The 21,731-nt window shown below is 58.7% G+C and carries 18 protein-coding genes and 1 pseudogene; 14 read left to right on the plus strand and 5 right to left on the minus strand.

What is annotated here, in order from left to right:
* Positions 1-83 precede the first annotated feature (83 nt).
* Positions 84-764, plus strand: coding sequence for a ribosome biogenesis GTP-binding protein YihA/YsxC (gene yihA / locus QZ190_RS06955; RefSeq protein WP_291915084.1), 681 nt, complete (start codon positions 84-86; stop codon positions 762-764).
* A gap of 51 nt (positions 765-815) precedes the next feature.
* The gene (locus tag QZ190_RS06960; protein ID WP_291915054.1) at positions 816-1,793 is read left to right on the plus strand and encodes an alpha/beta hydrolase; all 978 of its coding nucleotides are present in this window, start codon (positions 816-818) and stop codon (positions 1,791-1,793) included.
* Here the strand turns inward: QZ190_RS06960 and QZ190_RS06965 are convergent.
* Both QZ190_RS06965 and QZ190_RS06970 read right to left on the minus strand, forming a co-directional pair.
* Positions 1,778-2,647: a lipid A biosynthesis acyltransferase gene (locus tag QZ190_RS06965; protein WP_291915055.1), complete on the minus strand. Its 870-nt coding sequence runs from the start codon at positions 2,645-2,647 to the stop codon at positions 1,778-1,780. The two genes, QZ190_RS06960 and QZ190_RS06965, sit on opposite strands and share 16 nt — an antisense overlap.
* Positions 2,647-3,477 carry a lysophospholipid acyltransferase family protein gene (locus tag QZ190_RS06970; RefSeq protein ID WP_291915056.1) on the minus strand — a complete coding sequence of 277 codons (831 nt, stop codon included), beginning with the start codon at positions 3,475-3,477 and terminating at the stop codon, positions 2,647-2,649. Before QZ190_RS06970 ends, QZ190_RS06965 begins: the two co-directional genes overlap by 1 nt.
* Before the next feature lie 195 nt (positions 3,478-3,672).
* On the opposite strand from QZ190_RS06970, the gene QZ190_RS06975 reads away from it, so the two are divergent.
* The 3 genes from QZ190_RS06975 to groL all read left to right on the plus strand — a co-directional run bounded on the left by QZ190_RS06975 (position 3,673) and on the right by groL (position 6,441).
* A complete protein-coding gene (locus tag QZ190_RS06975; RefSeq protein ID WP_291915057.1) occupies positions 3,673-4,254 on the plus strand; it encodes a helix-turn-helix domain-containing protein in 582 nt (193 codons plus the stop codon).
* Between the two features lie 168 nt (positions 4,255-4,422).
* Positions 4,423-4,710 (plus strand): co-chaperone GroES, encoded by a 288-nt coding sequence (gene groES / locus QZ190_RS06980; protein ID WP_019426307.1) that lies wholly within the window; start codon positions 4,423-4,425, stop codon positions 4,708-4,710.
* 81 nt (positions 4,711-4,791) lie between these two features.
* On the plus strand, positions 4,792-6,441 hold the full coding sequence (gene groL, locus QZ190_RS06985) for a chaperonin GroEL (RefSeq protein WP_291915058.1): 1,650 nt from the start codon (positions 4,792-4,794) through the stop codon (positions 6,439-6,441).
* A 256-nt stretch (positions 6,442-6,697) separates the two neighbouring features.
* Here groL and QZ190_RS06990 read toward each other — a convergent pair whose 3' ends face one another.
* A complete protein-coding gene (locus QZ190_RS06990; protein WP_053171322.1) occupies positions 6,698-7,147 on the minus strand; it encodes a TA system VapC family ribonuclease toxin in 450 nt (149 codons plus the stop codon).
* A complete protein-coding gene (locus tag QZ190_RS06995; protein ID WP_291915059.1) occupies positions 7,128-7,430 on the minus strand; it encodes a hypothetical protein in 303 nt (100 codons plus the stop codon). The genes QZ190_RS06990 and QZ190_RS06995 overlap by 20 nt, the downstream gene beginning before the upstream one ends.
* Between QZ190_RS06995 and groEL the strand changes: the two are divergent.
* A pseudogene (gene groEL / locus QZ190_RS07000) lies at positions 7,427-8,398 on the plus strand (chaperonin GroEL); the annotation flags it as partial. The gene QZ190_RS06995 and the pseudogene groEL sit on opposite strands and share 4 nt — an antisense overlap.
* A gap of 25 nt (positions 8,399-8,423) precedes the next feature.
* Here the strand turns inward: groEL and QZ190_RS07005 are convergent.
* Positions 8,424-8,687 carry a hypothetical protein gene (locus QZ190_RS07005; RefSeq protein WP_291915060.1) on the minus strand — a complete coding sequence of 88 codons (264 nt, stop codon included), beginning with the start codon at positions 8,685-8,687 and terminating at the stop codon, positions 8,424-8,426.
* A gap of 11 nt (positions 8,688-8,698) precedes the next feature.
* Here QZ190_RS07005 and QZ190_RS07010 point away from each other — a divergent pair, with 11 nt between their 5' ends.
* From QZ190_RS07010 to QZ190_RS07045, 8 genes are all read left to right on the plus strand, one after another.
* On the plus strand, positions 8,699-9,412 hold the full coding sequence (locus tag QZ190_RS07010; RefSeq protein WP_291915061.1) for an autoinducer binding domain-containing protein: 714 nt from the start codon (positions 8,699-8,701) through the stop codon (positions 9,410-9,412).
* A gap of 37 nt (positions 9,413-9,449) precedes the next feature.
* A complete protein-coding gene (locus QZ190_RS07015) occupies positions 9,450-9,839 on the plus strand; it encodes a DUF4902 domain-containing protein (RefSeq protein WP_291915062.1) in 390 nt (129 codons plus the stop codon).
* Positions 9,840-9,985: 146 nt separating this feature from the next.
* Entirely contained in the window at positions 9,986-10,555 is a 570-nt protein-coding gene (locus tag QZ190_RS07020) for an acyl-homoserine-lactone synthase (protein WP_291915063.1), read from the plus strand.
* Positions 10,556-10,667: 112 nt separating this feature from the next.
* A complete protein-coding gene (locus QZ190_RS07025) occupies positions 10,668-16,532 on the plus strand; it encodes an amino acid adenylation domain-containing protein (RefSeq protein ID WP_291915064.1) in 5,865 nt (1,954 codons plus the stop codon).
* 12 nt (positions 16,533-16,544) lie between these two features.
* On the plus strand, positions 16,545-16,955 hold the full coding sequence (locus QZ190_RS07030; RefSeq protein WP_291915065.1) for a hypothetical protein: 411 nt from the start codon (positions 16,545-16,547) through the stop codon (positions 16,953-16,955).
* An 11-nt stretch (positions 16,956-16,966) separates the two neighbouring features.
* Positions 16,967-18,232 (plus strand): NADH:flavin oxidoreductase, encoded by a 1,266-nt coding sequence (locus QZ190_RS07035; RefSeq protein ID WP_291915066.1) that lies wholly within the window; start codon positions 16,967-16,969, stop codon positions 18,230-18,232.
* 1 nt (position 18,233) lies between these two features.
* Positions 18,234-19,043, plus strand: a complete 810-nt coding sequence (locus tag QZ190_RS07040; RefSeq protein ID WP_291915067.1) for a sulfite exporter TauE/SafE family protein — start codon at positions 18,234-18,236, stop codon at positions 19,041-19,043.
* A complete protein-coding gene (locus QZ190_RS07045; protein WP_291915068.1) occupies positions 19,043-21,727 on the plus strand; it encodes a PEP/pyruvate-binding domain-containing protein in 2,685 nt (894 codons plus the stop codon). The genes QZ190_RS07040 and QZ190_RS07045 overlap by 1 nt, the downstream gene beginning before the upstream one ends.
* The last annotated feature ends 4 nt before the right edge of the window (positions 21,728-21,731 follow it).

The raw sequence follows: 21,731 nt of genomic DNA on the forward strand, positions 1-21,731 counted from the left end.
TTCCTGCCCGCCCCCCCAAAGCGACGAGCGCCAGCCCGGCCGTGGCCAGCGCAGCGCCAACCACCCCTGCCGCCGTCACGCCCATGGGCTGGATGCACACCGCCCGTTTTTTGACCACCGCCGCACAACTGCACCACTTGCCCGCGATGGACACCCCTGAAATCGCTTTTGTGGGCCGCTCCAACGCGGGCAAATCCACCTGCATCAACACCCTGACGCAAAAAAAACAGCTGGCCTTTGCCTCCAAAAAGCCCGGCCGCACCCAGCACATCAACCTGTTTGCACTGGGCAAGCAAGGCATCACCGACGCGGTGCTGGCCGATCTGCCCGGCTACGGCTACGCCGCCGTGGCCAAGATGGACAAGCTGCGTTGGCAGCAGGTCATGGCCAACTATTTGGTCAGCCGCGAAAACCTCAAGGGCATTGTCATGATGTGCGACCCGCGCCACGGCCTGACCGAGCTCGATGACATCCTGCTCGAAGTGATCCGTCCCCGCGTCGAAGAAGGCCTGAAGTTCCTGATCATCCTGACCAAGGCCGACAAGCTCACCCGCGCCGAACAGGCCAAGGCCTTGTCGATTGCGCGACTGCAAGCCGGTGGCGGCGAGGTGAAACTCTTTTCGGCCCTGAAAAAGCAGGGGGTGGACGAAGTGGCCCAACTGCTTTGGGACTGGACCCACCCTGCTGGCGGTGCAGCGTCTGCAGCGTCTGCCGCCCCTGCCGCCGAGCCCCCCGAAGAAGAACCCGAAGCCCTGGACGAGTGAGCCTGCGCTGAACACAGCCACGGCCCACCGCCCCACAAGGAGTGATCCGCCGTGCATCCCGACATCCAGACCTGGCAGCAAGCCCTGCCCCACGGCATCACCCTGAGCTGCCGCGCCTGCGGCGAGCCGGATCGACCCGTGCTGCTGTTTTTGCACGGCTTTCCTGAAGGGGCCTGGGTCTGGGACCCATTGCTGCTGCATTTTTCCCGGCCCGAAAACGGTGGCTACCGCTGCGTGGCCCCCAATTTGCGCGGCTACGAACGCTCCAGCGCCCCCGAAGACGTGAAGGCCTACCGCGCCAAACACCTGGTGCAGGACATCGTGGCCTTGATCGACAGCGAATGCGGCCCGCTCCAAGACGGCCGACCACTGGCCGCACTCATCGCCCACGACTGGGGCGGCGCCGTGGCCTGGAGCCTGGCCAACCAGCACCCTGAGCGGCTGCGCCAGCTGGTCATCGTCAACTCGCCCCACCCCGGCCCCTTCCTGCGGGCCTTGCAACACGACCCGGCGCAGCAAGCAGCCAGCGCGTACATGAATTTTCTGGTGCAGCCCGATGCGGCCGCGCAACTGGCGGCCCATGACTTCGAGCGCCTGTTCGGTTTTTTGACCGGCCAGGACCACTCGCTGCAATCGCTCACCGCGCAATCCGCCAAAGCCTCGGCGCACTGGCTCACACCTGCCGTGAAAGCGCAATACCGCGAGGTCTGGCAGCACGGTTTGCAAGGAGGCCTGAACTACTACCGCGCATCACCCCTGCGCCCGGCCACCGCCGACGACCCGGGAGCCAGCACTGTGCAGATCCCGCCCGAGACGCTGAGCATCGATGTGCCCACGCTGGTGCTCTGGGCCCAGGACGATGTGGCCTTGCTGCCCTGCCTGACCGAAGGGCTGGACGCGCACATCCCCGATCTGACGCTGGTGCCGATTGAACAGGCCACGCACTGGGTGGTGCACGAGCGTGCCGAGCGCGTCATCACCGAAATCGCAGGCTTTTTGCAGCCACAGACCGCTCAACCGCCCCCATAAAAACCCGGCTCGCCCTCGGGCCGGGTCTTGAAGCGCTTGTGCACCCAGTAGTACTGCTCGGGCATGGTGTCGATCAGGGTCTGCAGTTCTCGGTTCATGCGGGCGGTGTCGGCCAAGGCGTCTTCGCTCGGAAAATCCGCCCACAGCGGCCCCAGCTCCAGACAATAGCCCTGCGCGGTCATGCGTGTGGCCGCCGTCATCACCCGGGCCCGCCCCAAGCGCGCAAAGCGCGACAGCGATGGCAGCGTGGCCGCTTGCACACCATAAAAGGGCACGAACACCGACTCGTTGCGCCCGAAATCCATGTCCGGCAACAAATACAGCTTGTCTCCCTGGCGTAAGCCCGACACGATTTGCTTGACCCCCTGTTGGCGGAAATACAGGCTGACCTGACCCGATCGATTGCGCCCTTGGCGCACCCACTCGTCGAGGGCCGCATTGCGCTGGCGCACATAAATGCTGGCCATGTGCACGCCATGCAACTGGGTCAGGGCGCTGCCGCCCGCGTCCAGCCCCACAAAGTGCGGTGCCAACATCACCACGGGCTCGGGGCCGAGCAAGGGCGTCACATCGCCTTGCAGCTGCAAGCGCCTGCGCAGCTGCGCGGGCGAGCCGTGCCAAAGCCAGGACCGGTCGAGCAGCGACTGCGCCACACCCACAAAGTGCCTGCGGGCCAAGTGAGCGCGCTGGCGGGGCGTTTTTTGCGGAAAGCACAAGGCCAGATTGACCTGCACAATGCGCCGCCGCGACCGGGCCAAGGCCCACAGCACATGGCCCAAGACCCAGCCCAGAGCGCGCAAGGCCCCCAAAGGCCAGGGCGCCAGCAAGCGCATGAGCAAAACCACCGGGTGCATCAGGCGTCCTTGCGTGGGGCTTTGTAGCGGGCATAACCCCACAAATACTGCTGCGGGCAAGCCAGCACCATGGCCTCCATGGCCTGGTTGATCTGCACCACCGCCGTCTCCAGATCGGGTGACAAATCGTGGCCCAGCGGCTGGGTGTGCAAGCGGTAGCCGCGCCCCCAGGGCAAGCGCTCGCCCCAAATCAGCACGACTTTGGCCCCGGTTTGCAAGGCCAGCCGGGCCGCCAGTGTCATCGTGTAGGCCGGTTTGCCAAAGTAAGGGGCCCATTGGCCCATGCCCTCGGGCGGCACCTGGTCGGGCAACAAACCCACGGCCTCGCCCGCCCGCAAGGCCTTGATCATCTGACGCACCCCCGCCAGCGTGGTGGGCACCGCCTGCAAACCCGGGCGGTTGCGGGCCAAGGCCATCACCTCATTCAAGGCCGCCAAGCGCGCCGGGCGGTACAAAACGGTCAACTGGCCGTGCTGCGCCCCAAAGCGCAGCGCCAACGCCTGGGCGGTGATCTCAAAGCAGCCCATGTGCGGGGTCAGGAACAACACGCCTTGGCCTTGGGCATAGGCCTCGGCTGCAGCCCGGTCATCGGCCCAAGCCAGAGGCGGCGTGCGACCCAGCCACAAACGCGGCAACTCGGCCGACATGCGCCCGGCCTGCCCCACCGCACCCAGCACCGCACGCCAGCCTAGGCCAGCTTGCCGGGCGTTGTCCAGAAAACGGCGACGGTAAGACCCCGACAACAGCCACGCAGCCCAGCCCCCCAAGGCACCCAAGGCATGCAAAGCCCACAAAGGCCAAAGCGAAAAAAAACGGAACCAGCGCAACATAAGGGGGTGATTTTGCCTTGAACCAGCCCGCCATGAGGATGCAAGCTGCACCTGCCGCTGCCGCTGAACGGCACTACCGGTTTATGGCCACCCTTTTACCGGTTCACCCAGAGCCCCAATGACGCCATGGCCCCCTAGCATCGAAATGTCACAACCCTCCCATCCGATTGAAATGACCCCCGAGGCCCCTGCACCATGAAAACACCGCAAAACAACCAAACCTATGTGAGCACCAGCCAGGCCGCCAAAATGCTGGGCCTGTCGGTGGGCACCGTCCAGCGCATGGTGCAGCACGGGGTGTTCAAGGCCTTTGTCACCCACGGCGGGCACCGCCGCATCCTGTCCACATCGCTGCAGGACTATTGCGCCCAACAAGGCCTGAGCCCAGCCAGCCCGCTGCCCGCCACCGAAGAGGGGCGCATCTGCATCCTGCACGACAGCGCGCACCCGGCACCCCCCCTGGACACGCTGGTGCAGTGGCCCCAGATCACCGTGATGACCCACCCACTGGACCTGATGGACCTGGATGCAGAAGTCACCGCCCTCTTCATCGATGCCCGCATCCCCTGGCTGCACACCGCCCCCCTGCACCTGGACTCGGCCCGCCTGCACAACACCCACCTGGTGGTCTACAACAGCACCCACCTGCCCGCAGACAGCCCACTGACCCACAGTGCGCAACTGAGCCTGTTCGAGGGCGACATCAGCACCGACCTGGTCTACGGTTATTTGCTGTGCACCCGGCATGCACACGAGGACCCGGCTGCCCACCATTGATCTGTTTCAGGGACATGTTTCAAGGCTTGGGTCTTGAAACGGTTCCAAATGCCCTTATCATTAGCACTCGATGGAGTTGAGTGCTAACAGCACCCTGCGCCTCAGATTTCAGCAGCACCCCTTTGGTGCTTTTGTTTTTCAACCCTTGTTTCAAATCCAGGAGATTCCATGAAACTGCGTCCTTTGGGCGATCGCGTGATCGTCAAGCGTATCGAAAGCGAAACCAAAACAGCCTCGGGCATCGTGATCCCCGACTCGGCTGCAGAAAAGCCCGATCAAGGTGAAGTCCTGGCCGTCGGCCCTGGCAAAACCAATGACAAAGGCGAGACCAAGGCCTTGAGCGTCAAAGTCGGCGACCGCGTGTTGTTCGGCAAGTACAGCGGCCAGACCGTCAAGGTCGGCGGCGACGAGTTGCTGGTCATGAAAGAAGAAGACCTGTTCGCGGTGGTCGAGTGATTTGCGGGACAGACCGACAGACGCGCGAAGCGCCCTGTCGCTCTGTCCTCAACTGATTAATTTGAATTTAGGAGCTTAAAAATGGCAGCAAAAGACGTAATTTTCGGCGGCGAAGCCCGCGCACGCATGGTTGAAGGCGTGAACATTTTGGCCAACGCGGTCAAAGTGACTCTGGGCCCCAAGGGTCGCAACGTGGTTCTGGAGCGCTCTTTCGGCGCCCCCACCGTGACCAAGGACGGTGTGTCCGTGGCCAAGGAAATCGAACTCAAAGACAAGCTGCAAAACATGGGCGCTCAGATGGTCAAGGAAGTCGCTTCCAAGACTTCTGACAACGCTGGTGACGGTACGACTACCGCTACCGTGTTGGCTCAAGCCATCGTGCGCGAAGGCATGAAGTACGTGGCCGCTGGCATGAACCCGATGGACCTGAAGCGCGGCATCGACAAGGCAGTCACTGCTTTGATCGAAGAGCTGAAGAAGGCCACCAAAGCCACCACCACCACCAAAGAAATCGCCCAAGTCGGCTCGATCTCTGCCAACAGCGACCACAGCATCGGCGACATCATCGCCAAAGCCATGGACAAAGTGGGCAAAGAAGGCGTGATCACTGTCGAAGACGGCAAGTCTTTGGACAACGAACTCGACATCGTTGAAGGCATGCAGTTTGACCGCGGCTACCTGTCGCCTTACTTCATCAACAACCCCGAAAAGCAAGCTGCTTTGCTGGACAACCCCTTTGTGTTGTTGTTCGACAAGAAGATCAGCAACATCCGCGATCTGCTGCCCACACTGGAAGCCGTTGCCAAAGCTGGCCGTCCTTTGTTGATCATTGCCGAAGAAGTCGAAGGCGAAGCCTTGGCCACTTTGGTGGTCAACACCATCCGTGGCATCTTGAAGGTTGTCGCCGTCAAGGCCCCTGGCTTTGGTGACCGTCGCAAAGCCATGTTGGAAGACATCGCCATCCTGACCGGCGGCAAAGTGATCGCTGAAGAAGTCGGCCTGACCCTCGAAAAAGTGACTTTGGCCGATCTGGGCCAAGCCAAGCGCATCGAAGTGGGCAAGGAAAACACCATCATCATCGACGGCGCTGGCGCTGCGATCGACATCGAAGCCCGCGTCAAACAAGTGCGCGTGCAAATCGAAGAAGCCACTTCTGACTACGACCGCGAGAAGCTGCAAGAGCGCGTGGCCAAGTTGGCTGGCGGTGTGGCCGTGATCAAGGTTGGCGCTGCCACCGAAGTCGAAATGAAAGAAAAGAAAGCCCGCGTGGAAGACGCCCTGCACGCTACACGCGCTGCTGTGGAAGAAGGCATCGTGGCTGGCGGCGGCGTGGCTTTGCTGCGTGCACGTCAGGCTGCTGGCGTCATCAAAGGCGACAACGCTGACCAAGACGCCGGCATCAAGCTGGTGTTGAAAGCCATCGAAGCGCCTCTGCGCGAGATCGTGTACAACGCCGGCGGCGAGCCCTCGGTGGTGGTGAACGCTGTGTTGGCCGGTTCGGGCAACTACGGCTTCAACGCTGCCAACGACACCTACGGCGACATGATCGAAATGGGTATTCTGGATCCTACAAAAGTGACCCGCACTGCTTTGCAGAACGCCGCTTCTGTGGCTTCTTTGATGCTCACAACCGAGTGCATGGTTTCCGAAGCCCCGAAGGACGAGTCCGGCGCTGGCGGCGGCATGCCTGACATGGGCGGCATGGGTGGTATGGGCGGCATGGGCATGTAAGTGCCAAGCCGGTCTAGAGGACATGGCGGGTAACCCCCGCCCTGTCTGTCACCCCGGGCTTGACCCGGGGTCCATGACCCTCAAAGCCCCGCATGGTGAAAGCCTTGCGGGGCTTTTTTATTCTTTGTGAAATATTTGCATGCTAGAGTACCGGTTAAAAGTAATAAAAAATATTAAAAATATACATCGAACCGTAAATTTCATTGCATACGGTTGAATTTCTTATCCGTTTTTCACGACACACCGCTTACTGGGATCATGAGCTCAAAAGGTCCAGATCCAGCCCATGCGGCAAATAGTTGTTGAAGTCTTTGTCCAGTGTGGTCAGACGCAATCCGGCGGCAATAGCAAAGGCGGCGAGGTAGGCGTCCATCCAGACTTTTGGAGACGCACTGTTCAACCCAGCAAGACTGCGCCAAAGCCCGAACACGCCCGGTGGCTCGTCTTGCCACGCCACTTGTGGTAAGGCTTGCAGGTTGTCCAGAGTGAGCAGCGCATCGCTGTTGGTCAGCGGAAGAGCCCCATAGGCTTTTGCCAAGGCCGCCGTGGAGAGCAGGCGTAAAAAGCTTTGTTGCGTGGCGCGACAAAAAACCGCAGCTTGCGACGCGGTCGCTTGGCGCAACGCCTGTCTGGCCACGCTGTGCGAGGGGTGCTGTTCAAAAGTAGCGGCCAGCCACGCGCTTGTGTCAAAGAGAGAGCCCGCCACGCTGCATGTCCTCCTGGGTGAGCAAGTCCTGTTCGAGCGCTATCAAGGCTTCAGCGGTCATGGCCCTGGATGGGGCATCGTCGCTGCCTCGGATGATCGGCAGCCCGTCGGCACCGATTTCAACCCGCGATCCCGGCGGCGGTGTCGCCGGCCGAAGCGCACCCATCCTCAATCCTTGGCGCAGAAAGTCAGCGGCCAGATCGCGCAGTGTTCGCCCCTGCATCAGGGCGCGCAGTTTCATTTCGCGAACCAGTTCGTCGGGCAAGTCAAGTGTGGTTTTCATCCGAGCAAGTTTACCAGTTAGCTGGTTTACCGGCAACGCTTGTCTTTGTTGGAGCAACAGACAGGGAATCAAGTTGAGCGGTGGAAGCCCTGGCGACATTGGTGGTCAACACCATCCGTGGCATCCTGAAAGTTGTCGCCGTGAAAGCCCCTGGCTTCGGTGACCGTCGCAAGGCCATGTTGGAAGACATCGCCATCCTGACCGGCGGCAAAGTGATCGCTGAAGAAGTCGGCCTGACCCTCGAAAAAGTGACTTTGGCCGATCTGGGCCAAGCCAAGCGCATCGAAGTGGGCAAGGAAAACACCATCATCATCGACGGCGCTGGCGCTGCTGGCGACATCGAAGCCCGCGTCAAGCAAGTGCGTGTGCAAATCGAAGAAGCCACTTCTGACTACGACCGCGAGAAGCTGCAAGAGCGCGTGGCCAAGTTGGCTGGCGGTGTGGCCGTGATCAAGGTCGGCGCTGCCACCGAAGTCGAGATGAAAGAAAAGAAAGCCCGCGTGGAAGACGCCCTGCACGCCACCCGCGCTGCTGTGGAAGAAGGTATCGTGGCTGGTGGCGGCGTGGCTTTGCTGCGTGCACGTCAGGCTGCTGGTGTCATCAAAGGCGACAACGCTGACCAAGACGCCGGCATCAAGCTGGTGTTGAAAGCCATCGAAGCGCCTCTGCGCGAAATCGTGTACAACGCCGGCGGCGAGCCCTCGGTGGTGGTCAACGCGGTGATGGCTGGCAAGGGCAACTTTGGCTTCAACGCAGCCAACGACACCTACGGCGACATGATCGAAATGGGTATTCTGGACCCCACCAAAGTGACACGCACTGCTTTGCAAAACGCAGCGTCTGTGGCTTCTTTGATGCTCACAACAGAGTGCATGATCTCCGAAGCCCCGAAGGACGAGTCCGGCGCTGGCGGCGGCGGCATGCCTGACATGGGCGGCATGGGTGGTATGGGCGGCATGGGCATGTAATGGCCCCGCTGTTTGGACTGAGGGCTCAGGCCCTCACCCAGCCAACAACAAAGCCCCGCAAGGTGAAAGCCTTGCGGGGCTTTTTTTCGTTTTTCGTTTTTCGTTTTTCGTTTTTCGTTTTTCGTTTTTCGTTTTTCGTTTTTCGTTTTTCGTTTTTCGTTTTTCGTTTTTCGTGAAATATATGCATGCTAAAGTAACTTATTAATCCAAAAAATACTATGCACCCCACACCCCACACCCCACAACACTCTTTCCCTTTCTGTTCATAAGCATCCAGCAACTTACTCATAGACGCGTGTCATGAACACTTGGCAAGAAGACCTGCTAAATTTGCTGCTGATCCCGGCCACTACCGCAGAGGCCATTTTTGATCGCATCAAACAAACCGCCCAGCAATTGGGCTTTGAGCATGTGGCTTTCGGCTTTCAGAACCCCTATCCAGTCACGAACCCAAATGTCACCTTGCTCAATAACTACCCCACGGCCTGGCAACAACGCTACGCCCAGGCCGGCTACCTGCTCACCGACCCCACCGTGGCCCACGGCAGGCAAAGCCAAGCCCCCATTCACTGGAACGACCACGCCTTTGCCAGCAACCGTGCCCTGTGGGCCGACGCGCAAGACCACGGCATCAAAACCGGCTGGGCGCAGTCATGCCTAGAGCGCAGCGGCGCGGGCAGCCTGCTGACCCTGTGCCGCTGCACCGAGCCTCTCACAGCCAGCGAGCTGCAAGCCAAAGAAACATCAATGCGTTGGCTGGTGCAAGTAGCCCATGTGAGCTTATCGCGCGCCATATTTGCGCAGGAAAATCCAGCTTGTACCGCTTTGACTAAGCGTGAACGAGAGGTGTTGCAATGGTCTGCTGACGGCAAATCGGCGCAAGACATTGCAGACACCCTCAACCTCAGTAAAAGCGTGATCGACTTCCACCTCAAAAACAGCATCCAGAAACTGAATGCACCAAACAAAACCGCCGCCGTAGCCCGCGCTGCCCTAATGGGCTGGTTGAGTTAATCGACCACGTAAGGCCACAGTGGGCATACTGGCCGCCATGAACATCACAAACATGGGGCAGGTACAAGCCAGCGTGCAAGAGCTGCTATCCCTGCGCCTAAAACACCTGCATTCAGCTGTTGACCCCGAACCCGGCAATACCCCGCCACATCAACGCTGCGGCACAACCACTACCCTGAGCGGCTACACCGAATGGGTAGGCGACACCCACTTGCCCATCTCTCTGGGTTGGGATTGGTGCATACAAGCACACGCACACAGGGCCCAGTGGCAACGCGACGAACTGCCGCGCACAAACATCCAACTGGTGAACGAACAAGGCCACCCACTGCACTGGGAAGACAACCTTCGCGTACTGGCCACCTGGGTGGACGCACAAGATTGGAAACACGCCGTTGCCAACGCCGTGAATGCTGCCAAGCACTGAACAGGCACAGCAGAAAAGCGATCTCTGCGCTGCAACACGCCGCACCATAGTGAGTTAAAAATTAACTAAAACCTACTATTTTTAGCAGTTACAAAACATAAAGCAGCCCCTCAAAATTCAATCCAAGGTCACACACAGATCAAGGGATGAAGGAAATGCTGCAATTCAGCACAGGCACCAGGCAACAACTGCCACCCCAGCTCTTTGAGCAAATGGGGCACTACCGCCGCGAGGTATTCATCAACCGCTTGGGTTGGGAGCTGAACACCATCAACGGCATTGAACTCGATGAGTTTGATGGGCCTGATGCGGTGTATGTGTGTTCGCAAGACGAAGATGGCAACGTCAATGGCGTGGCGAGGTTGCTGCCGACTACCGGTCCGTATTTGATGGAGAAAGTGTTTCCGCAGCTTTGGGCGGGGAATGAAATGCCGTGTGATCCGAAGATTTGGGAGTTATCGAGATTCGCGATGGTGGACCCAGCCAAGTCCGAAAGAGTTTCGATTCATCAAGCTTCTGCAACTTCCGCGTCAACGCTGCTTCGGCAGGTGATTCAGGCGGCCATTACAAATGGTGCGAATTCATTGATAACGGTGTCGCCAGTTGCAATGGAGCGGCTACTACATCTCAATGGGTTCGATGTGCGTCGTGCGGGCGTATCAACATTCCACCGAAAAAGTTGCATTGTTGCGCTGCACCTCAATTTAGCTACCTAATTACTTGCCACTGACGGTTTGCGGCTTCAGCCCAAAAGTTCGAAGGACATAGATAAAACTTCAGATCGCGGATTCAGGATAAATCAAAAAAATGATAGATATAAATTTAAAAGTGCTTCACAAGCCGGAATCGTTTGATATCGAATATTTAGACAACTTTGTCACCATCTCCAACGCTGGAGACACGATCATCGGAAGGCTGCGGCAGCATGCAGCACTCAAGCCAAAGCATACGGCCTACATCTTTCTTCGCAACGGCGAGGATGACGAGCATCTGATCACCTACGCCGAGCTTCAAACAAGCGTAAGCACGATCGCCGCCCAGCTGCAAAAGCGTGCGCTGAAAGGACGACGTGTCTTGCTGATGTACAAGCAGGGCATCGAATTTATCCAAGTGTTTCTGGGTTGCCTTTCAGCAGGAGTGATCCCGGCGCTGGTCAATCCGCCGGTGGCTTCAAAGATGGTCAAGCGGATCGAACGAATCGTAGCCGATAGTGACTTTGCGATGGTCCTGACAGACACCCACGGAAACGACATCCTTGATGCCTATAGCGCTGAGGGAACTGATGCAAATGTAAAGGCTGTGGACAAGCTTCCGAGACTGGTCACGTCGGATATCCGTGTCGGCGAGGGCGATTGGTTCATAAATGAAACAATCAGTCCGGATGACATCGCCTTCCTGCAATACACGTCCGGCTCCACGGGGAACCCCAAGGGAGTGATGATCACTCATGCAAACCTGATGGCCAACATGCGCGCCATCGAGCACACCTTCTCCTTTGACGACAAGTGCATCGGTGTCTCCTGGTTACCGATCTTCCATGACATGGGGCTCGTCGGTTCGACACTGCAGCCGCTTTACATCGGCGCACCGCTCATCTTCATGTCTCCGCTCCATTTCATCCAGCGCCCGGCTCGGTGGCTGCGGGCGATTTCCAAATACAAGGCGACACATTCGGGCGCGCCGAATTTCGCCTATGACTACTGCGTCGAGAAGATCAAGGCGAAAGACCGGGAAGGTCTTGATCTCTCCAGCTGGGTGGTCGCGTTCAACGGGTCCGAACCCGTTCGCAATCAGACGGTCAAGAACTTTTATGCCGCGTTCAAGGACCACGGTCTGGGGCCGGGTGCGCATATGGCGGTCTACGGCATAGCCGAAAGTACGCTGATCTTGTCGGGCACCCGCTACAGCGACGCGCGCAATCCGGAAAGCAGCCAGGGCTACGCCACCAGCGGATTCGTGGTGCCAGAACATGATCTGAAGATAGTCGATCCGGACACCTGCGAAGTACTCGAAGACGGCAGCATCGGCGAGGTCTGGGCCGCCGGCCCCAGCATCTGCGCAGGCTATTACAACGCTGACCAGGCGAATGCAGAAACTTTCAACTTCTCGCTGCGGGGCGAAACCGGCGCCTATCTGCGGACCGGCGATGCCGGCTTCATGATGGATGGCCAGCTCCACGTCACTGGAAGGCTCAAGGCCATGCTCATTGCACGCGGCCGCAATATCCATATCGAGGACATCGAATGGACCCTGGGTCATATCGATGAGCTGGCGCCCAATTCTTCCACGGTATTTCTTCTCGATGACGAAGATCCTGATAGTGTTGTCGTTGTCGCGGGGCTCAAGAAGCTTTCGGAACAAGAGACATGGCCCGAACTGTGTAATGCGATTTCAGCGCGCATCTACGAAGAGTTTCAGCTCAAGGTGAGCCGGGTGGTCTTCATCCGTCCGCGCGATTTGCCGAAGACGACCAGCGGAAAAATCCAGCGCCCCGTCACCCGCGAACGCTACCTGCAAGGCGAACTGCCCTGCATCGTGGATCAGGAACTTACGGTCGCAACTCAGCAGGACAGACTTTCCTGCTCCGCCAGTTCAACCAAAGAACCGAGATTCGCCAGCACGCCGAAAGAGCTCGCGTTGGCTGCGATCTTTGGCGAATTGCTGGACCTCGATCCGATAGAGATCGACATCAACCAGAACTTCTTCGCGCTGGGCGGCCAATCCGTCCAGATGCTGGAACTGGCAAACCGACTCGACGAGGATGTCGCGGTTCTGTTTAGATATCCGAGCATTGCCAGCTATCTGGATCGCAGCGAGGAATACCAGTTTCCTGCCGTGGAAGAAGATATCTGGCTACCGGCGGCGAATGCAGAAGAGCGCGAAGGAACCAAAAATTCACTCATTACGGGCGCCAACGGGCTCATGGGCGTGCATCTCCTGGCATCGCTGCTAGCGGCGACGGATCACCACTTCACCTGCCTGGTTCGTGGCAAGGACAACACGGACGCCGAGCGCAGATTTATCAGCACAGTGAGCTACTTCAAGCTGGAGCAGAAAATCGACCGCAGCCGTGTGAAACTCCTGCGCGGCGATTTCGGAAAGGACAGGCTCGGCCTCGAGCCCGCTCAATACGCGGCGCTCGAAGACAGCATTCAGAGCATCTATCACGTCGGCTCGCACGTCAACAATTGGCTGCCTTATGAGGGGATCAAGGAAGTCAATGTCGAGGGAACGCGCCGACTTTTGATCCTGGCCAGGTCGGGCCGGAAGAAATCCTTCCACTATGCCAGCACCAGCACCTTCTCTCCCGAGAAGGATGACAAGGCCGTCTTCCTGGAATCCGATGTCATCAGCCCGCGCGACATCAACAGATACAACGGCTACGACATCAGTAAATATGCCAGTGAGGCGCTGTGCGAGCTTTCCCGCAAGGACGGCTTCGAATGCAACATCTACCGGCTGGTCTGGGTTGGCGGGCAGCTCGCGACGGGCCACTCAAAGATCAATGACGGACTCAACATCATGCTGCGCATCCTGCTCACGCTGGGTGTTTATCCGAAGGGTAATTATCTGCACGACATCATGCCGGTCGACCTGATGGCCGATGCGATCGCCTCGGTTCAGGCCAAGGCAAACAGCACCTCCTACAACATCACCAGCCAGTCCAACGAATCGATCAACTTGCTCAAGATCGTCGCGATGCTTGACACCATGGGCTATAAGCTGCGCGAGGTCAGCATCGACAAATTCGTCGAAGCGCTAAAGAGCCATCCGCGGGATGCCTGGGACGAGCATTGCCGTTCCTACCTGGGTCTGATCATTCGCATGTTCGATGGTGGGGTCAAGGCGGAGTCGTTCTACGACAGCAGTAATTTCAAGTCACATCTGGACGATTCCGTGAAGGTGCAGCTCGAAGCACGTTTTGTCGACAAGTATTTCCAACGCATCGTCCTCTTTCTCGTGCGCCAGGGGGCGCTTCCGACGCCAAGCGGAGGAGCATATAAAGAGGATATCGCGCGCATCGAAAGCTGGCAGGCAACGCCCGACAATAGCGGCGCGGCACTGTGTCTGCACCAGCTCGTTGAAGTGCAGGCAGCCAAAACCCCCGAAGCCAATGCTCTCATTGACGGGTCGAGGCGGCTGAGCTATCGCGCATTGGATGAACGTGCTACGCAGGTCGCTCTCTATCTGCAGAGCGTTGGCTCCGTGCGCGGCGATTTCATCGGTATCTGCATGGATCGCACCTTCGACATGTACGCCAGCATGCTGGGCGTCATGAAGCTGGGGGCGGCTTATGTCCCGCTTTCGCCGAGCTACCCGCAGGAGACGCTCACTCACATCGTCAAGGACAGCGGTGTGCGCGTGCTGATCGCCGATGATCGATCAATTGCTCAGGCAGGCTTGCTCGACGCGTCGCTGATCAATCTAGATGACGCTAAGGTGAACGCGGCGCTGACTGGCTTCGGATCACGAGCTCTGGATAGGCAGACAGCCAAGGCGGCGCAGCCCGATGATCTGGCCTATGTGATCTACACGTCAGGCACGACCGGCCAGCCCAAGGGCGTCATGATCGAGCACCGCAATATCGTGAATCACGCGCTCTGCATGGTCGAACATTTCGCGCTGACATCGAGCGACAACGTCATGCAATTTGCCAGCATGAACTTTGACTCATTCCTCGAAGAGGTGTTTCCGGCGCTCAGCTGCGGCGCGTCCGTCAGCCTCATTGGCGATCGCGAGCGGCTCGATGTAGACGTTCTGCGAGAACGTGTTACGGAATGCGGCGTCACGGTACTGAAATTCCCAACCGCCTTCTGGCATCGCATCGTCAATGTCTCGTTCCAGGATCTCGGTGTGCGTCTGGTGGGCATCGGCGGCGAAGAAGCCGATATCGGCAAGTTCCGCCGGTGGGTCGAAACCAATCCAGCAGTTCCCGTCATCAATACCTACGGGCCTACCGAGACCGCGGTGACAGCCACGGTCGCGTTGCTGAACGCCGAACATGCCAAGCGTGCCCGCCTCCCCATCGGCAAGCCGCTACGCAATACACAGGCCCATGTCCTTGATGATCAGTTAATGCCGGTATCCATCGGCACCATCGGCAATCTCTATCTGTCCGGCGTTGGCGTCGGGCGCGGGTATCTCAATCTGGCCGAGACGACTAGCGCTGCATTCCTGAAGTCCGCTCACATTACGGGCGTGCAAACCCTCTACAAGACGGGCGATCAGGTTTGCTGGACAGAGCAAGGGGAACTTGAGTTCTTCGGTCGCGCCGACAACCAGGTGAAGGTGCGCGGATACCGGATCGAATTGAGCGCGATCCAAAGCACAATCAGCGTACATCCCGACGTTGCGGGCGTGGCTGTCGGTCTTGAAAAGCAGGCCGACGACAAGCGCATCGTCGCTTATGTTCAGGCCGCAGGAACTCTGAGCGCGGAAGGCGTCAAGACCTACATTCGCCAAAGGCTTCCTGCCTTCATGACGCCGGATGTGGTCATCATGGTCGATCAGATCCCCATGTCCCCGAACGGCAAGGTCGACATGCGCGCTCTGGCGGAGCTTGCGGTAACGTCCTCAGCCCGTAGCGACGCCTTCGCGGCGCCGGAAACAGCGCTGCAGAAACAGTTGGCCGAATTGTGGTCAAATTTTCTCGGCGTGCAGAACATCGGCATTGATGATGACTTTCTCGACGCAGGCGGACATTCGCTGCTGGCGATCAGCATGTTGCAGCGGTTTTACCAGCTCTCATGCGTGAAGATTTCCATTGATGACTTCTACCAATTCCCGACTATTCGAGAGCTGGCAGAGCACGTCTCCTCTTCCACTGGGAAACCAGCGGCTGCGACCGGCCTCGTGGAATTCAACGGTTCTACCCGAAGCGCGGAGCCGGACGAGGATGGCAAGCGGATCTTCCTGATTCACGGAGTGGGCGGCAATCTGGCGACGTTCTATCCGCTGGCTTCAGCCATCCATTCGGCCTTGGCCGAAGCCGGTCATCAAGGTATGCGCTTGTACGGCCTCCATACGACCTCGGCCGACTCGCCAGTCATGACTTCGATCGAGAGCATGGTCGAGCACTACGTGGCAGAGATCATGGCAGTACAACCGAGTGGCCCCTATCTGATTGGCGGCTGGTCCTTTGGTGTCAATGTCGCGGCGCAGGTGGTGAATGCGCTTGTCGAGCGCGGCGAGCGGATCGCCGGCTTTGTGGCGATCGATGCCCAGGCGCCGCGAGTCCATGCCGATTTCGCACAGTTCCTCGAGAAAAACGATATTGACAGTCCAGCCCAGCTTTACGGAGATTCGTATCTCCACTCTGCTTTGCAAAAGTTCGGCGCGCGTTTCGGCTTCCGCGACACGACACCCGAAGGGCTCAAGGACAAGCTCCATACCATCCTCGGCTATCCGGCCGCGAGCTCGGTGGAGGAACGTGACGCGCGCAACATGGTGGCGGTGACAAATCTCTTTAACGCGGCGGTCTTTCAGCCGGGGCCCATCGCTGTCGAAAACGCCCTCCTACTGAAGGCGTCCGACACCGAGTTTGACGACTATGAGGAAGGCTGGTCGACACACCTGACGGCAGGCGAACTCAGCCTTCAGGAAATCGAGGGCGATCACTGGTCCATCATGAGCCACAAGCAGACGGCGCAAGCGATCGCGGATTTTTCGTCCGGCGCATTGGTTCCAGCGTGAAAGGTGAAAGCAATGACTAACAATGAGATCCGGTTTTTCCGCATCATTTTTATCGCAGCGGCGATCTGGAATTTGTGTGGCGGTGTGCTCGGCTATTTCAATACGGGCCACACCTTCATGCTCTTGTTTGACCGCAGCGCGGACGATCCTCTTCTGCTGTCGGTGTTCAAGGGTGCGACCGGAACGACCCTGACCTATTTCATTGGCTACCTGATCGTGGCGTTCAATCCGTTGCGGCATACCGGCATTGTTATTGTCGGCGGCATCGGCAAAGTGGGATTCGCGATCCAGATGCTGAAGTTCTATATGACGGGGCTCGCCAATGCGAATGCGCTCATCGTCGTGGTCGGGGACATGGCCTTTTGTGCCTTGTTCCTCTACTACTTCTTCCGGCTGATCAAAACCGGCACCAAACTCATTTAAGTGACAGTGTGATGTCTGAATCAACGAAAAGAAACGTGCTTTTTGATCCGCTCAAGATCGGCGGGATGAGCATCAACGGTCGCATCATCAAGACCGCGACCACCGAGACCATGAGCACTGAGGACGGCTTTGTCACGGACGAGCTGGTGGCGTTTTACGAACCTTATGCAGAGGCGGGAACGCCGTTGATCATCACCGGCAATTTCTACACCCAGCGCTCGGGTCGGGTCTACAAACGGATGCCCGGGGCAGACCATGACGACAAGATCCCCGGGATGAAGCGAATAGCCGATATCGCCCATCGGCACGGATCGAAGATCTGTGCGCAGCTGTCCCACGCCGGGCGGCAGGTGTTTCAGCCTGGGACCAATGACGATCCTGTTTCGGCATCGGCAGTCTCCTGCAAGTCTTCCGGGATCCAGCCGAGGGAAATGCGCATCGATGAAATCCGCAGCTTCGTCGACGGCTTTGCCCGCGCCGCGGAACGCTGCAAGCGCGCAGGCTTTGACGCCGTACAGGTCCATGCCTCGCAGGGGTATCTGCTGAGCCAGTTTCTTACTCCATATACCAATCGTCGCACCGATGCGTATGGTGGCAGCTTTAACAATCGGCTGCGTATCCTGCTCGATATCTTGCGGGCGGTGCGGGAGCGGGTCGGTGCAAGCTATCCGATCCTGATCAAGCTCAATGGCGATGATGCGCTACCGCTGCGCAAGGGACTCAAGACACCAGAGCTGGTGAAGATTGCTCAGGTACTGCAGGATCACGGAGTGGATGCGGTAGAGATCAGCGTTGGCCACTACGAATCCGGCTTTCCGACCATTCGCGGCAATTTCAACCAATTTTTCGACACGCTGCTCAATGAGGGGGTTGGGCAGGAATATCCGCGCGGAAAACAGCGCAGCATGCGCCTCTCGAAGAGCATTCTGGTAGCCGTGTGCAATCGCGTGTGGCCGCACAGCCAAGGATTCAATCTTGCCTATGCGGAGCAATTTAAGCGCGCGCTGAAAATTCCGGTGATCTGCGTAGGCGGATTCAGCGAAGCGGACGCCATGGCAAAGGCGATCGACAACGGGCAATGCGATGCAGTTTCGATTGCCCGCGCGATGATAGCGGATCCGTATTTGGTCAGGCACATTCGCAAGAAGGAACCTGTTACTCAATGCAAATTTTGCAGCGCCTGTCTGGCCCATATCGGCGCGCGCGCCCTCGATTGCTCTCATCCCGAGGTTCGAGCGGAGCGGACGGTGATGATGGCGCGCGAAAAGAGAGTTTGATATGCAAATGCTGCCTGATCTGCTGTCGAATTTGCCAGCGTTCCTCGCGCTCGTTGCAGCGGGTTACGCGCTGGGTATCGTCGGCAATGTCGGCGGGCCGCTGTTCGTGCTGATTCTGCTAAATGTCGCGCATCTACCCCTGGCGACAGCCATCGGCACGGCGATGTTTGTGTCCTGCCTTATCAGCCTTTTTGCGTTTGTCGGCCACTGGCGGCGCAAGAACGTCGTCATGGATTACGCACTGGTGACCGGGATCGCCGGGGCGGCAGGCTGTCTTTTGGGCGCGCTTTTTTCGCAGCGCGTGCCGGATCGGGTCCTTGCCCCGCTTCTGGGTGTGGTCGTGCTGATCATCCCGGCCATCGGGCTGGTACGACTGGCAAGGCGCACCAGACAGTCCCCGCCGGCCGGGATCGCCGCCCCAGCGCCACTGATCGAGCCTGCCTTTCATGAGATGGCTGGCGGGACCATGGGCGCGGTCGTCGGATTCTTTTGCGGCGCTTTCGGTTTGGGTGGATCCACACCCATTGCCGCGTTGTCGCGCATGCTCTTACAGCAACCCATGCGGTTCAGCATCGGCTCGGCCTATTTGGCCGCGCTTTGCATTTCCGTGGTGGGCACCGCTTTTTATGCCGTCAACGAGCAGATCGAGCTCGGCTACGCGGCGTTTCTTTCCATCGGCTGCGGGCTTGGCGTCTATCTGTCGACGCACGCGGTCAGTCGTATTCCCGATCGTATTCTCGAAACGCTACTGCTGACCACCATGGTTGCAATGGCGCTCTTCACTCTCTTCGGCAGCTGGACGCCACAATGATGTCGCACATTCTTCCATTCGATACTTACCTGAACCAGTCCGCGCGCGAGATCGGCGGCAAGGGACTCAATCTTTGCCGTTTGTGGCGCAACGGCTTTCGCGTGCCGCCCGGCTTTTGCGTGACTGTCTCGGCGTTCGACGACATGGTCGCCGCAAATCCGTCGCTCAGCGCTGCGATCGACGGCTGGTTCGCAGGGCAGGTGAAGCATGACGCCGTCCGCACGGCATGGGAAGCTATCGCCTGGCCCGAAGCCTTGTCGCAAGAGCTGACCAGTGCCGTAGCCGCGCTCGACCCGGCAGAGCCGCTGGCTGTTCGCTCCTCGGCGATCGTGGAGGATTCCGCGCAATTCTCCTTTGCGGGCCAGTTCGACACGAAGCTCGGCATTATCGGAGACGATGCGGTGCGACGTGCGCTCAAGGCGTGCTGGGCGTCGCTTTGCAACGAAACGCTGCGCCAGCATTTGAAAGATCATGGCCTCAAACGCCACGATCTCAAGATGGCGGTCGTCGTGCAGACCATGATCCGCCCGCGTGTTGCAGGCGTCCTCTTTACCGTGGACCCGATGAGCCAGAACCGCGAACGGCTGCGTATTGAAGCCAACTACGGACTCGGCGAGGCGCTTGTTTCGGGAGACATCACGCCGGATTCCGTCGTCGTCGATAAAGTGAGCGGGGCAGTCATCATGCAGGAGATCGCGCACAAGGTGAGCGAACTTCAATATGAAGGCGAAGCGCTCGTCGACCGGCCCGTGTCGGAAAGTTTGCGCGATGCGCCCAGCCTGAGCGCGGCGGACATCGAGAAGCTGACCCGTGAAGCCCGGCAGATCGAGGCCTGGGCTGGCAAGCCGCAGGATATCGAATGGGCCTTTGACGGCGAGAACCTCTACATCGTTCAAAGCCGGGACATCACCACGCTGGCCGACATCGATAGCACGCTCTTCACATCGCCAGTCATCACGGGCTCATGGACGCGGGAAAACATGTCCGAGCGGTTCTACAAGACGAATACGCCATTCACGATCTCGACGCTCTACCCTGCATTGGAGAAGGGCGTCGCCGCCACCTTTAGCCGCATCGGAATCCCGGACGACAGATCGTCCTTAGGTCCGCTGATCCGAGTGTTTTACGGGCGCCCTTATCTCAACAAATCCCTTGTTGCCCATGCGCTCAAAGGCGTGAAGGTCGACAATACACAGATGGAAGCCGTGCTCGGAAAGCGCGAGAACATTGGTTTCAACCCGCGCCTACCGCTAATTGCGGTCGGGGTGCTGCGGATGATTTCCCGGGGCTTCAAGGATTGGCAAGTCTTCCAGCGCGAAGAGCTTGATCCGTTGGTGATCCCTTCCGAGACGGAGCTGGCGGTGCAAACGTTGCCCGAGCTGCGCCGGTCGCTTGAGCCGCTGCTCAAGACTTTCGAGCGCTACTGGGTCGTCCACATGATCAATGTGCGCTGCGCAGACTTTTGCCAGAAGATCCTGCGCATGCTTCTTGGCCGCGTCCATGCGACTGAAAAGGAAGCCTTCAATGCGTTCTGCCAATTGAGCGCTGGGTTTGCCGACAACATCACCTTCGATAGTGATGCCGCGCTCCATCGTATCTCCCACCTCATCCTGGAAAAGCCGTATCTCGCCGACGCTTTGAGCAGCGGTTCGCACGCGGCCTTCAAGCGGGCGCTCAGCGTCGATCCGGAAGGCCCGGAGGTCACTGCGCGTTTTGACCGGTTCATCGAGCGTTTCGGCAACAAGCTCGTGCATCAGGAATTTCATGACAAGCAATGGCGTGATGAACCCGAACTGGTCTGGCAGCACATCGCCGCTGTGATGAAAGGGGAGGACGAGGATCCGAAAGAGCGCGTCCTGAAAAAAGCGAAGGAGCGCGAACAAGCCTATGCCGCAACGCTTGCTCGCTTCAAGGGGCCGCTCGGCTTCGTTCTGCGTCCGGCTTTCAATTTTATTTATCGCAAGATGTGCGACTACATTCCCGCTCGCGAGAACGACCAGTTCCATTTCGGAAAGCTGGTCTATGTCATTCGCCGTACTGTCATCCATATGGGCAAACGGCTGGTGGAAGTCGGAGTACTCACCGACGAGGACGACATCTTTTTCCTAGAGCTGCAGAAGATCCCGAACTCCGTCGACAGCGCGGCGGATATGAAGGGCTATGTCGCACGGCAACGAGCACTCTTTACGCGCTTTGAAGCGATGGACATTCCGCACGATATTAATGAAGACACTGAGCCGGCGAATGGTTTTAACGCTCTGTCTGGCTGGTCGGGATACGGCGTGAGCAAGGGCATCGTGACTTCCATCGCCAGCATCGCGCATGAGCCCTCGGAGCTCAATACCGTGGGCAACGGCCACATCCTCGTGACCCATTCGACCAATCCGGCCTGGACTCCGGCTTTCGGCCGGATCGCGGCGCTTGTGACCGAATCCGGCGGCATGCTCTCTCACGGCGCGATCATGGCTCGCGAGTACGGTATTCCTGCCGTGCTCGGCGTGCGCGGGGCGACTTCACTCATCGCATCAGGCAAAGCGATCACAGTCGATGGTAGCGAGGGCCGTGTCAGTCTCGCGCCTGCCGTGCTGCGAACGGAAACCGTGCAGTCGAAAAAAGTGCTCTGGCCTGCACACTCGAACGAGGGCTTGCCCGCCGAAATTGAAACACAGTTGTCAGAAAATTGAGGAC

This window comes from Limnohabitans sp. (assembly GCF_017848645.1).
In the GTDB taxonomy this organism is placed as follows: Bacteria; Pseudomonadota; Gammaproteobacteria; order Burkholderiales; family Burkholderiaceae_C; genus Limnohabitans_A.